This window comes from Enterococcus sp. AZ177 (assembly GCF_050544585.1).
Taxonomy (GTDB): Bacteria; Bacillota; Bacilli; order Lactobacillales; family Enterococcaceae; genus Enterococcus_L; species Enterococcus_L plantarum.
In genome coordinates this window covers 459,813-473,040 of the sequence record NZ_CP172944.1, presented here as the reverse complement: position 1 = coordinate 473,040, position 13,228 = coordinate 459,813, and the positions used below count along the sequence as shown (strand labels likewise).

The following is a 13,228-nucleotide window of genomic DNA, read 5'->3' as shown; positions in this document are numbered from 1 at the left end:
GACGATTACAGGTCACCTGTGGATCGTCTTTTTTTGTTTCTATCCTATAAATTTTGAGAAAAAGAAAAATAGGCACTTCATTGTTCGGCGCCAACCGTTCAATGAAGCCCTGAATAGAAAGCAATCCCTCTCTATCCAAGTTGCCCATTTACCAGTACCGTAGCACTAGCTTCTTTATTGTACCTAATTCTTGTAAGAATTTCTAGACACTTTTTGAATTTTTCTCTGTTTACACAAAGAAGTTCCCTACATACTGGCATAATTCAACAATAGAGACGGACAGCTTTCCACTTTTTCTTTCGCTCTACATACAAAAATCAAACAAAGAGAAAAGGAGCATTACCTTGAAAAATTCCGCCATCTGCATTAAAACTGTCCCGTATCAAGAGATTCTAAATCTTCGAGATTCACTCGAACGTTTAGAATCTTGGAAAGAACCATTGGAAGTTCTTGAAAAATATTTTACCAATCCAACAACACCAATCAATAAAAAACAGGTCGTTAAACAGTATTACGCTAGTGCCAAATTATTTGAAATATTTAATAAAGAATTTGAGTTATTGATAGCAGAGTCGCAAAAACAATTGGCTATTATTACACAAAATCAAAATAGTTGATTAAAAAAATGAAAGGAATGATCTTTTGCGTATTTAGATAGTGTCAGGAACAAAAATATGATTGGACTATTTTAAGTCACATTAAAAATAGGAGGGATTATGTTGAATTTACTAAAAGCAACAAAACAAGGAGAGAGAATTGTTATTATCTTTCCAAAAAAATTAGCTATAAAAGAAAATCAAGAATTCTACTACTATAAAAATAAAGAAGGAATTATTTCATTTATTCCAAAATAGAACGTCTTTCTCGCAAAACAATTCATTAAAAGTTTTAATAGGCGCTTGCTTTCAAGTAGTTTTCGTATAAAAGCGGAAGACCTAGAAATGAATACTATTTTCTAAGCCTTTCGCTACTATTACTGATAAACAGTTTTCCTATGCAAAATCACTGTGATAAAAATTGTTATTATCTTGTCCTATCACGATAAACAACCTGTCCACTTATCATTTTACTGATTATCGTAATATATTTACATACATTTTGGATTGTTCCGCTACTAACAAACACCTTACTTCTCAATCCCATAATCAATCTCAATAACCAAGTTGTCTCCATCTAAAAAATACTTGCCCGTACCTTGAATTCCTGAAAGTTCTTCCGTTCCAGTGTTCTCTTTTATCACTAATTCATTGTGCGGAAGTCCCTTTTCAAAAGTCCCTCGTTCTTCTAAGACAAACGTGCCTTTGCGGCCTTTTAGCACCCCTTCAAAGAACAGATACCCTAAATAGGTTGCTTCTGATAGATGAGGGTTTTCTTGATTGTACTGCGAGTAATGCAACAAATAATCTGCTTTGAAACTGCCTGTAATTTCTTGTAAGGCTTTATACCAAGCAGAAGCTTTCGCCACTGGTTGTTCAGTCGGGATATCTGCCAATAATTCTTCCTCCCATGAAACAAGCTCAAAGGTACTTTTAGCCAACATGATCCTCACCTGCATTTCTTAATTCTTGTTTGATTGCTTCATAGTAACCTAACTTGTAAAAGTTATACCATTGTTCCACTTCTTTTTCAGGCATTACTTGAAGTGCCAACAAAATTTCTCTTGCAAACTCTAAATGCCCAGTTCCATTAGCTGTAATCAGGTTGTTTGCTCTTATTGCTTGAACTTCTAAATAGTGATTCCCACCAGTATAACGCGCGCCAGCGTAATCTTGTAAGTCTTGTAATTGGTTACTTGTATGCTTGTGATCATTTAGTAACCCTAGACTTCCCAGATAGACAGTCGCATCACAAATCGCTGCAATCACAGCACCTTGTTGCTCCGCTTTGGCTACTAAAGCATCGACTTCTTTGGCTTTATCCGTTCGCCAAGATTTTCCACCAATTAAAATCAACGCAGCAAACTCTTTTTGACACGCTTCGGCAAGCGTATAATCTGGTAATGTCGAAAAACCGCCCATTGAATGAATCGCTTGTTTTTCATTTGAAACAGTTTTAACCGTGAACCCCTCTTGCTGATTCAAGACTGCTGCGATCGATGCTGCTTCCCAATCTGCATAATCTTCTAATAATACAAAAAACACTTCTGTCATGATTTATTCCTCCTTAATTTAAAAGCGAAGCGGGCTCGTTTAACTCTGACAGGAAAATAGGAAAATCTAACTGAGGTGCTTTTTGCCTCATTTAGATTTTATCTTTTTCCCGAAGAGTTAGCCCGCGTAGCTAGATAACATACGGTAACAACGTTCCGCTATGCTACACCTTGTACTTTTCAACATCTTAATAACATGAGGAAGCAACGTTCCTTTCAGTCACCTTGTACCAATCAATATCAACTCATAACTTCGTTGTATTTCTTGGCATGTTTCAAAGCAAAAGCGAAGCGAGCTCGTTCAGCTCCGACTGGAAAATAGGAAAAATCAATTGTGGTGCTCTTTACCACAAACTATTTTTGTCTTTTTCCTAAGGAGCTAGCCCGCATAGCTAGATAACATTAAAAGCGAAGCGAGCTCGTTCAGCTCCGACTGGAAAATAGGAAAAATCGATTGTGGTGCTCTTTACCACGAACTATTTTTATCTTTTTCCTGAGGAGCTAGCCCGCATAGCTAGATAACGGTAACAACTTCCCGATTTGATGGAAAAAGGATAAGCTAGATACCTGTTGGAGTTCATCATACAACAGAAGTGTGACAACTGGTTGTCAGCTTTTGTAAAGAAAATACATTTCTTCGATTTTCGCTTTGACTGCCTCTACTATGCTCCGCGGTTCAACAACTCGTACCTTATCTTGTAAACGTAAAATGAAATCGACCGATTTTTTATGATTTATCAGTGGAAATACAATCGTTCCAGTAGTTGATTTCTTTTCATGCTCCTGAAAAAATTCTGCCCCTAGTTTATCAATCAAATATAATTTATCTTTTTGCTCATAAGTTAAGACGATTTGCTGAACGTCTGGCGATACCATCGCTTCTAAATAATCAATTTCAGACTCTCTGGTTAGCTCTACAGGGTCTAGTGGTCTAGATTCAAATCTCTCGCCTAACAGCGCGTATGTTTGAATCCTTGTCAGTTTAAATAAGCGAAACGCCTTTCTTTTTAAACAAAAACCATACAGATACCAATGTGAAGCTTTAAAAATAAGCTTATAAGGCTCTATTTCCCTTTCAGAATAGCCTTTCTTGGAATGGTATTGAATCACAATGATTTGCTGTGTTGCTATCGCTTGTCGTAAATCATCTAATTTATTTTTTCCGTCATTTGGTTTATACCAAGAAGATAGATCGATCAACAAATCACTTTGCGGCTGTTGTACCTTCGTATTCGGGGCAATTTTTGCCAGCAAAGGACTAATTTCAGAGGATGTTGAAATACTTTGAATCGCTGAAAGACCTGTCATAATCGTCGAAATATCCTCAGTTGAGAAAACATGTTTACTTACTTTGTAACCATCGACAATTCCGTAACCACCATGAATCCCTGAATAAGAAATAATCGGAATCCCCGCTAAATTCAGGGTTTCGATATCACGATAAATGGTTCGTTTAGATACTTCCAGCCGTTCTGCCAACCCTTTGGCGGTCATTCGGTCATTTTCCGCCAATAAATTTACCAAGCTGAGCAAGCGATCTATTTTCATAATTTCTCCTTTTCACTGTATCTATACAGATAAAAAAGGAATCCATTTGCTAAATGCTCATCGATTCCTTCTTTCTTGATTTTTCTATTATCATTATACTTCGTAACAGATTATCACACAATTTAATCCAGTAAACAAACAGTCCAAAATCAGAATTTATCTACGTGGCTCTATAAAATAATATTATCCTTCAAAATCTCCAGATCCGTAATCACAATCTTCCGTTCCAGAATCTTGATTGCGCCTAAGTCCTTCAACTGCTGCATCATTCGATTGACGCTACTAGCAGAAGTAATGCCACAAAAATGAGCAATCTCTTCATTTGTCACCACAAAATCAATCAATAATCCGTCATCTATTTGCACACCAAACGTATCATATAACTCATAAATCTGAGTGCAAACCGCACCAAATTTCCCATTCATCAACATCTGCTGCATCTTTTTCATCGAGTACATCAAACGCACACGATAATAATCTTTCACATACATCTGCAGGTCTTTACTCTGATTGATATCCTTCCAAAACTGAACACGATCAATCTGATACAACTCTGCCTGCTCTGACTCAATTCGAATGTTAAACGGCGCATCAATAAACTGAGAATATTCATCCCGTAAAAGCGAAACGATTTCCAAGCTATTGATATATCTAAGATTGAATTCTCGTCCATCTGGCGAAATAACGCTAGTTTTGATAATGCCGCTTTTTAAAATATAAGCATAACGGTCTTGTAACCCTTCATAAGTAAGATACGTTCTCTTTTTCTTCACTACGATTGGAAACGAATGATCATCTAAGTATTCTTGCAACACGTGGCTATCCATTTAGTAACTCCTCACCATTTATATGAAATTTCCTGTAAAAGCTATTCTTATTTAAGATGATAACACATCGAAAAGCAACAACAAATGTATATGACTTTTGTTGTGCTTTTTTGTTAATAACTTTTTTTAAAAACAAATCCGCATTTTTATTACTCGTTTTTTTCGTATAGTATCTATACAACTAGCTTTCAGAAAAGAATTGTAATTTGCAATTTAAGCTTATCCTAACAAGAAAGAAGGAACGTGCAACAATGACGGAACATTCAGAAGAAAAGTTATTCAATAAAGGGTTTATCAGCATCACGTTGATCAATTTTGTGGTCTATCTCGTTTATTACTTATTGATGGTAATCATCGCAGTAATTGCGCAAGATACGCTTCATGCTTCACTAGGTCAAGCAGGTCTTGCCTCAGGGATCTATATTATCGGTACCTTATTTGCACGGCTATTTATGGGAAAAATGTTGGAACTGCTTGGTAGAAAAGCGGTCTTGCGATATGGCGCTTTGTTTTATCTCATTACAACGATTGCTTATCTCTATATTCCAAGTATCGGGATTCTTTATTTTGTTCGTTTACTTAATGGCTTTGGTTATGGAACGGTGTCGACTGCGACAAATGCGATTGTGACGGCGTATATTCCTAAATCCAAACATGGGGAAGGAATCAATTACTATGGACTAAGCACTAGTTTAGCCGCTGCGATCGGTCCATTTATTGGGATGATTTTATTAAATACAACGAGTTTTTATTTTATTATTCTGTTTTCGATCGTGCTGATTTTCTTGACAACGATTGCTTGTTTTATCTTCCCTGTAAAAAATATTCAATTAAGTGCTGCTCACAAAGCTAGTTTATCTCGTTGGACAGTTGATAGTTTTATTGAAAAAAAAGTGCTATTTATTTCGTTTATTGCCTTTTTGATGGGACTTTCTTATTCCAGCGTCCTTTCATTTCTTTCCTCTTATGCCAAAGTGATCGATTTAGTCAGTGCTAGTTCTTTTTTCTTTGTGGTCTATGCGTTGGTGATCACAGCGACTCGTCCAATGTCTGGCAGAATCTTTGATGCGCGTGGTGAAAATGCGGTCATGTACCCTAGTTTTATTTTTCTAACGGCAGGATTACTCTTATTGAGCGTGACCACAAGTGGTTGGATGTTGCTTGTTTCAGGTGGATTGATTGGTTTGGGATATGGTACGTTTATGTCAAATGGCCAAGCGATTTGTTTAAAAGCCAGTCCTAATAGTCATCGAATCGGCATTGCATTGTCTACTTACTTCATTGGTTTAGACCTTGGTTTAGGTGTTGGACCGTACGTTTTAGGCGAATTACGGAGTCTACTTTCCTTCCAAGGGTTGTACTTCGTTGCAGGGTTGATCCCTGTGGTTTGTACGGTTCTCTATGCTTTATTTTACCAGTCAAAAGCACCCACTTACGAAAGTAAATGAAACGAACAATAAAAGGAGCGATAGTATGAATACAGATGAACGTATGCTAGAAGTGTTACAGCAAACTTTAGTAAAAATTGATGAATTGAATACTCGGATAGGTCATATCGAAAAAGATATTACATCGATCACTATGCACCAACTAGCTATGGATCATTACGCACAAGCGATTCAAATGGCTACAGAAAATAATAACATCATGGGTTAAAATCAGCGAAGATCAAACGCTCATTGACTCTACTACTTAGCTTTGTTGCATTATCACAAAAAATAATAATCAGCGTCGCTTATCAGGGTTAACCTGTTGGCGACGCTGATTTTTTAAAATGCAGGTGTTAATGTTTCACTGTATTTTGTTTCCAGTAATTCTCGAACTTTATCGCTCGTCATCGCTTTTTTCAGCGCTTTGATTTTATCTGAATCTTTGTTGTCTTCTCTGGCAACCAAGCTGATTGCAAAACGATCATCTACTTTCTTCTCCAATAGAATAGCATCTTTTGGTGTCAACCCAATTTTCGCAATATAGGTTGGATAATTGTAGACCATCGCAATATTATTTTCGTTATACGCTTCAGCTAGATTTAATAAATCAACAGAAACCCATTCCAATTTTTTCGGGTTTTCAACAATATCTTTGATTGTTCCATTAAAGCCCACGCCATCTTTTAATGTGATCAGACCAGCATCATCTAGGATTGCCAAAGCCCGACCTTCATTTGAAACATCACTTGGCAAGGCGATTTTTGCTCCTTCTGGAAGCTCTTTGATGTCTTTATACTCCTTAGAATAAAACCCAACTTTAGCATTGTATATTTTTTGTACGACAACTAAATTACCGTCTTTTTCCTCATTGAATTTTTGCATAAACGGTTCATGTTGTGCAAAGTTCGCATCGATTTCTTTGGCATTCAATAATTCGTTGTATTGAATATTATCATTTACTTGCACTAATTCTACTTTATAGCCAGGTTCAATTTCTTTTGCGGCTAACTCAACTACTTCAACGGTTGAGGGAATATGTGAAGCAACTTTGATCACTTTATCTTCTTTTTTCTCTGTATTTGCTTCTTTTTTCTGACCTCCGCACCCGACAATTACCACTCCAGCCAACACTAACATACTGATCCATACTTTCTTTTTCATGATTTTGCTCCAATCTATTATTTTTTGTTTATTTTTTTAGCTAACCAGCTACCGCTGATTTGAATCACACTGACAAAAACGATCATCAAGACAATTGCCGTATACATGACGGCATATTCATAACGTTGATAGCCATAACGCAAGGCAAAATCGCCAATTCCGCCACCACCGATCACACCCATTACAGTCGAATAAGAAACCATACTAATAATTACTGATGTCAACGCTAGAACTAATCCAGAGCGTGCCTCCACATATAAAAAACGAAAAATCAATTGAACCTTGGTACTGCCTAAAGAACGTGCTAGTTCTAAACTATCGTTTGGCATTTCTAAAAGCACTTGTTCCACAAGTCTGGCATATATTGCAACTGCTACAAAACTTAATGGTAACGCTGCTGCATACGTCCCAAATGCCGTTCCTAGTACAAAGCGAGTAAAGGGAATCAGTGCCACTACAAACAATAAAAAAGGGAATGAGCGAACAATATTAATATAGCCATTCAATAAAATCCCTATCCACTGACTGGACTTACTCGGTAATATTTTCGTTAAATACACAAAGGTTCCAAGTGGTAATCCCAGAGCTACCGCAGCGACGATTGAAATTAAAATCATGATGCCACTTTCAGAAAGAGCTTTTGTAAGTTCTGGAAGGTAGTAACTAATTTTATCTATATATGCTGTCATCATCCCAAACTCTCCCGAACTCTTTCATAATATGTGCCAAATTGCAGCTGTTGTTGCTCTTTTTGAATCGCTAGAGTTTCTAGCACTTTGCCTTTTTCCAAAATCGCCGTTCGATTACATAATTGCTTGATCAATGTTAACTCATGGCTAACAATGACCATCGTTGTCCCAAACGTTTGATTGATTTTTCGTAATAATTCCATGATGTCATAGGCATTTTGGCCGTCTAACGCGGAAGTTGGTTCATCACAGAGTAAGATTTTAGGTTGTGTAATCAACGCTCGCGCAATCCCCACACGTTGCTTCTCACCACCGCTAAGCTGTCTGGGATACTGTTCTCCCTTCTCTGACAGACGTACAAAATCCAGCACTTCCTGCACCCGCTTTTGATCATAGGTTTTATTTAAACGTAAAGGAAGTCCTATATTTTCATTCACCGTTTGATTGTAAAGTAAATTGAATTGCTGGAAAATCATGCCGATTTGTTTTCGATTTTGACGCTGTTCTGCTTCGCTCAACTGCATCAAATCTACTCCCGCAACTTTGACTGTGCCTTGACTTGGCCGTTCTAGGGTATTGATCATACGCAATAGCGTTGATTTCCCAGAACCACTTTCACCGATCACACCAAATAATTCATGGTCGTTTATTTGCAAATCAACATTATCTAATGCTTTGACAGTCACTTTCTTGTGGCTATAGCTCTTTGATACTTGTTCAAAACGAATCATGTTATTCCCTCCAACTTAATCGACCAATAACTGAATAAATTCTGCTTTCGAAATATTACTAAAATAATCGTCTACAGTGATTTCAGCTAAGACATGTTCCAGTGCTTCTCGATCATACCTACAGCCAATCAATAAATCGGCTATTTCTTTCGTATCTTTTTGGCTAAAATAATCACCATAAATCGCAATTGCTGAAATACGTCCTTTTTCCACAGAAATATTGGCTTCCATTAGTCCACCTGTGAACTTCTCTTCTCTTTTTATTGTATACTTCGGTTCCTCACCAAATACCCAATCATCATTTCCATAAATGTCTAACACCAATTGGTCGATAGCTTGCTCATCTTCTTGTGTAAGTTGATACTCTTGTGACTTGATTGATTCCATCGTTTTCGCGTTAAATAAATGCAGCAATAATCGATCTCGAAACGCTTCTGTAGAAATCCCTTGATATTCTTTCGCCAGATATGGTTTGAGATTAGTTACTCGGCTTCTGACAGATTTTGTCCCTTTTGATGCTAGCTTTTTTTCGGAAACAGTCAATACCCGGCTAACTTCGTCTAAGTCAACATCCAACATCAATGTACCGTGAGAATACATTTTTTTATTTTTCGTATACATAGCATTTCCAGAGAATTTTTTCCCATCAATCAACAAATCATTTCTACCACTGACTTCGGCCCCCGTTGCGCCCATTTCATGTAAGGCCTCAATGATTGGTTGTGTGACTACTTTAAAGTTCCCAAAAGATTCATGATCTGCATTCACAACAAAGCTAAAACTCAGATTCCCCAAATCATCATACACCGCACCACCGCCAGATAACCTTCTGGTAATTGTGATTTGATGTTCTTTTGCATAAGCCAAATCAACTTCCGCTCGCACATTCTGATTGCGTCCAACAATGACACAAGGTTTTTGAATATAAAACAAAACAAGTGGCTCGTCAAACGTTGATTGGTTCAGTAGATATTGTTCTGTCGCCAAGTTTCGGCGAATATCGTGAGAGGGCATCATTACATAATACATTCTATTCCTCTTTTCTTATTTTTTCGCTTTTTTATAAAAGTGCTTTCAATAGAAGAAATAAAAACTTTCTGATTATTCCAACAACAGATTCAGTCTATCATTCCTAATTATAATATTACACATATTTGCTCAAAAAAGCTCTATATTATGAGGAAAATAGATATTTTATATAACAGAAATTTCCGTTTACGACAGATTTTAGTACACAAGAACTCTGAGAACTTTAGAATTCATAGAGCTAAGTAAAATAAAAAACCGCTCCAATGATCTGAAGATTCTGATCATTAGAGTGGTTTCTTCTTATAAGAGATTTAATTTTCAGGTGAGGATCTCAACCTAATTAGCGAATCTCTTCCCAATTATTTTTTTTCTACTAATCGAACTTGAAGAGCTTCCATACGCAATGATTTGCCAACAGTACCAGCAGTTGCGCCGTTTGAAACATATTTTTGCCAGCCATAGTTACGTCCATGAACACGATACTGAACATCGTATCGTTTAGCTAATTCACCCGTCAATTTGATTTGGATAGCTTCCATTTGACGAACTTGCCCAACAGTTCCTGCTACGGCGCCATTTGAAACGAATTTTTGCCAGCCAATGTTTCTAACGTGTGCACGGTATTTGATACCACCTGCAACTGACTTAGCCGATTTAGGCATTTCAACGTCTGATAATGTTAATTTTACAGCTTCCATTTGTAAAGATTTTCCAGTTGTCCCAATCACTTTATTGGCTCCAACAGGTTTCATCCAGCCTTTATTACTAACATGAGCTGATCCTCTGAATGTTGGTACTACTTTTTGAGCGTTTTCTAATTGTTTTTGCAATGCAGCTTTAGTATCCGCGTCACGGATTTGTTCAATGGTTTTCGCTGCTTTGGCAAAGTCTTTTCCTTTGATTTGTGCTTCTGCCAACTCAATCAGTAGCTTATCGTGAACAAGGTTATCTGCTTTTACGAGTGCCTTAACTTCCTTCTCAACTGCAGCTTTTGTTGTTAATTTAGAGATTTTTTCTTTCGCTGCTGCTTTTTCTTCAACAGATAAGTTTTCTAAAGCATCGATTTGTTTATTCGCATCAGCTTTCGCATCCGTCAATGCAATACTATCATTAAGTTTCTTTTGGTATTGTTTACGAGTAGCATCTGATTTTAATTGGTTGATTACTTTTTGAGCCTCTACATAAGAGCCAGAAGCAATCAATGAGTCAACGTCATTTGTCTTTTCTTTATCAAAGATACGGATATCTTCTGCTTTTGCGGATTCATAAATTTTTACTGCCGCAGCTTTATCTTTAGTAGCTTCAACTTCTTTTTGATAGGCCTCTTTTTGTCTTTGAGATAAACTTGAAAGACCATCAATCGCCTTTTTAATTACAGCTTTATAATTATCTGCTGCATTTGATATCTCACGGTCTAGGCATAGCTGAGCAATTTTTTCACTTAATGTAGTAACCTCATCTACAGATTTGCAATCAAACGTTTGTGAGATAAATTGTTTTTTCTCTGCGTCCGTTAATTCTTTGTAATTTTTAATCTTGCTAATGAGCGTATTTTTTTCTTTATCTACTTCAAATTTCTCTTGTTCAATTTGCTTATTCGCCGCACTGGCTTTGTTAAATACGTCATCCACTTCGTCTCTATCTGTAGCTAAATTGATTTCTGCTTTATAGCCATTTTTTTCTTCTTTGGATAAAAATTCTAGTGTATCGATTTCGGCTTTTTTATCCTCTTTATATTTTTCTAACTCTTTGGCTAATTCATTTGCTGATGCATTGCCTTTATCTAATTCTTTGGCTTGATCTAATGCATCAGTAATTTGTTGTACTGTAGTTGCCTTATCAATATCTTTAAATGCCACTGTTTTTTCAGCTGCAGTTAGATTTTCCAATTTATTTATAACTTCCTTAGCTAAAACTTTGGCATCTGCTAGATCAGCATCATCGATCGCACCAACTCCAGCTTTGTAATCAGCATAGATTGCATCATTCAAAATTGCTGTGATTGTAGCTGAACTTTCTGCTTTATCAATACTATCAATAAAAGGTTTTTGCTCTTCCTCTGACAAATAGTTAAACTTTTTGATTTTTGATTTTGCCGTTTCTTTTTCGTTGTTTAATTGAACGATCGCATCTTCTGTTTTAGCACTAACTAATTGCTCTGCTACCTCAGCTATGTTGATTGCTTTGTCCACATTCTCTATCAGTGTTATTTTGGCGTCTTTTGATAAATGTTTCAATGCGTTAATCTCTTTGATTGCTTGCTCTTTAGCAGCTTTTAGCTCTGCTTCATTTTTTTCTTTCCATTCACGTGCAGCGTTTTGTGCTTCGACCACTATTTTTGCTATTTCTGTTGTATCATTCGTTAATCGAATAGATTCTAAATAATGATTTTTTTGAACCTCATCTAATTCTAGCTTATCGACTAAATCCTTCGCTACTTGTTGTGCTTTTCCAGTATCTTGCTCTTTTTCAATGTCTTTAACGGCAACAAGCGCCTTCCACTCTGATTGTACTACACTCAGTTCTTCTAGCGTCTTACTAGCTTCTACACGAGTAGTGAATTTTCTCACTTCTGCATCTGTAATCAACTCATTTGCTTTCTTATCATTCAAAATAGTTGTTTTTAAAGCTGTTTTTTCCGTTTTTAGTTGTGTTGCAAGAGCACCTTCTAGAACGTCCTTCACTTCTTTGGCAATAACCGATTCTAGCGAGATTAATTTACTTAGTGTTTCAGCGTTGGTTTCTTTTCCTACGCCGTTGATCATCGCTGTTAATTCATCATGTTTTGTTGAATCAACTTCTTTAATTTCTGCTACTTTCGTTTCTAACTCAGCAATTTTCCCTGTTATTTCCTCACTTAAAAGAGTAGTGTTTTCAGCTGTTGCCTTTGCTACAATAGCGTCAATCTCCACTTTTGTTTCTACCGCATCAATTCCTTTATTATAGTTATACTTTTGTAGTTCTGAAAGGTACGTTAGATTGTTTATAACTGCTTTTTGTTCTATTTTGTATTGTGGAATGTTCGCAAGTGCAGTGTCTTCTGCAATTGCTTGTTCCATAATTTCATTTGCAGCTACTTTGATTTCTTCTAATTGTGTGTCAAAACTTGCTTTCGCTGTCGCATAATTTTTATCCACTACTACTTTTTCATATGTTTTTATTAACGCATCGAACCCAAGTGCTGTAATCTTGTTGATATATGTTGTTTTCGTCCCATCAGATAAGAAACTCAATGCATTGATTTTACTCGCATATTCCTCTTTTTCATTCGCAACCGACTGAACTACATCAGCTTGGCGTGCCTCTTTGAGTGCGATTTTAATTCCGCTATCGTTCGTAGCATCCTTAACCGCTTTGATAAATTGGTCTTTCGCCTCTTTTGTTAGTGAAACTAATACTAAAATATTGGTTTCAGCCTCTGCTTTTAGTGCCTCTAAATTATTAGTAGATACCGCTCTTGCTTGCTCTGCTTTAAGAGTTGTATCAGTATCTGTTACCGCTAATGCAGCTACAGGACTAAGTGCATTAATCAATAATCCAAATACGACAGGAGCTACTACCCATTGTTTCTTTCTCTTATACATCTTGTAAATTTTTTTTGTGTTACTTTCAAGACTTAAATCATCTTTTCTGACATTTTTGTTACTCTTCATGAATCCTTACC

The 13,228-nt window shown here is 36.6% G+C and carries 13 protein-coding genes; 4 read left to right on the top strand and 9 right to left on the bottom strand.

Annotated elements, in window-relative coordinates:
- The first annotated feature begins 344 nt into the window (after window positions 1–344).
- Both IGJ34_RS02295 and IGJ34_RS02290 read left to right on the top strand, forming a co-directional pair.
- Window positions 345–617 carry a hypothetical protein gene (locus IGJ34_RS02295; RefSeq protein WP_430598022.1) on the top strand — a complete coding sequence of 91 codons (273 nt, stop codon included), beginning with the start codon at window positions 345–347 and terminating at the stop codon, window positions 615–617.
- A gap of 99 nt (window positions 618–716) precedes the next feature.
- Window positions 717–854: a hypothetical protein gene (locus IGJ34_RS02290; RefSeq protein WP_430598021.1), complete on the top strand. Its 138-nt coding sequence runs from the start codon at window positions 717–719 to the stop codon at window positions 852–854.
- 272 nt (window positions 855–1,126) lie between these two features.
- On the opposite strand, the gene IGJ34_RS02285 is transcribed toward IGJ34_RS02290, so the two are convergent.
- The 4 genes from IGJ34_RS02285 to IGJ34_RS02270 form a co-directional block, all read right to left on the bottom strand.
- Window positions 1,127–1,540, bottom strand: a complete 414-nt coding sequence (locus IGJ34_RS02285; protein ID WP_034683529.1) for a DUF3224 domain-containing protein — start codon at window positions 1,538–1,540, stop codon at window positions 1,127–1,129.
- Window positions 1,530–2,150, bottom strand: a complete 621-nt coding sequence (locus tag IGJ34_RS02280; RefSeq protein WP_430598020.1) for a type 1 glutamine amidotransferase family protein — start codon at window positions 2,148–2,150, stop codon at window positions 1,530–1,532. The genes IGJ34_RS02285 and IGJ34_RS02280 overlap by 11 nt, the downstream gene beginning before the upstream one ends.
- A gap of 608 nt (window positions 2,151–2,758) precedes the next feature.
- Window positions 2,759–3,697 carry a helix-turn-helix transcriptional regulator gene (locus tag IGJ34_RS02275; RefSeq protein ID WP_430598019.1) on the bottom strand — a complete coding sequence of 313 codons (939 nt, stop codon included), beginning with the start codon at window positions 3,695–3,697 and terminating at the stop codon, window positions 2,759–2,761.
- A 170-nt stretch (window positions 3,698–3,867) separates the two neighbouring features.
- The gene (locus IGJ34_RS02270; protein WP_430598018.1) at window positions 3,868–4,524 is read right to left on the bottom strand and encodes a Crp/Fnr family transcriptional regulator; all 657 of its coding nucleotides are present in this window, start codon (window positions 4,522–4,524) and stop codon (window positions 3,868–3,870) included.
- A gap of 251 nt (window positions 4,525–4,775) precedes the next feature.
- Here IGJ34_RS02270 and IGJ34_RS02265 point away from each other — a divergent pair, with 251 nt between their 5' ends.
- Window positions 4,776–5,972: an MFS transporter gene (locus tag IGJ34_RS02265; RefSeq protein ID WP_069654001.1), complete on the top strand. Its 1,197-nt coding sequence runs from the start codon at window positions 4,776–4,778 to the stop codon at window positions 5,970–5,972.
- A gap of 25 nt (window positions 5,973–5,997) precedes the next feature.
- On the top strand, window positions 5,998–6,180 hold the full coding sequence (locus tag IGJ34_RS02260; protein ID WP_206834195.1) for a hypothetical protein: 183 nt from the start codon (window positions 5,998–6,000) through the stop codon (window positions 6,178–6,180).
- Window positions 6,181–6,293: 113 nt separating this feature from the next.
- Here the strand turns inward: IGJ34_RS02260 and IGJ34_RS02255 are convergent, their stop codons facing one another.
- The 5 genes from IGJ34_RS02255 to IGJ34_RS02235 form a co-directional block, all read right to left on the bottom strand.
- Window positions 6,294–7,115 carry a MetQ/NlpA family ABC transporter substrate-binding protein gene (locus IGJ34_RS02255; RefSeq protein ID WP_430598017.1) on the bottom strand — a complete coding sequence of 274 codons (822 nt, stop codon included), beginning with the start codon at window positions 7,113–7,115 and terminating at the stop codon, window positions 6,294–6,296.
- Between the two features lie 17 nt (window positions 7,116–7,132).
- Window positions 7,133–7,807: a methionine ABC transporter permease gene (locus IGJ34_RS02250; protein WP_083241759.1), complete on the bottom strand. Its 675-nt coding sequence runs from the start codon at window positions 7,805–7,807 to the stop codon at window positions 7,133–7,135.
- Window positions 7,804–8,535, bottom strand: coding sequence for a methionine ABC transporter ATP-binding protein (locus IGJ34_RS02245; protein WP_069654004.1), 732 nt, complete (start codon window positions 8,533–8,535; stop codon window positions 7,804–7,806). The genes IGJ34_RS02250 and IGJ34_RS02245 overlap by 4 nt, the downstream gene beginning before the upstream one ends.
- A 15-nt stretch (window positions 8,536–8,550) precedes the next feature.
- The gene (locus tag IGJ34_RS02240; RefSeq protein ID WP_430598016.1) at window positions 8,551–9,564 is read right to left on the bottom strand and encodes a lipoate--protein ligase; all 1,014 of its coding nucleotides are present in this window, start codon (window positions 9,562–9,564) and stop codon (window positions 8,551–8,553) included.
- 359 nt (window positions 9,565–9,923) lie between these two features.
- The gene (locus tag IGJ34_RS02235; protein WP_430598015.1) at window positions 9,924–13,217 is read right to left on the bottom strand and encodes a KxYKxGKxW signal peptide domain-containing protein; all 3,294 of its coding nucleotides are present in this window, start codon (window positions 13,215–13,217) and stop codon (window positions 9,924–9,926) included.
- Window positions 13,218–13,228: the final 11 nt, after the last annotated feature.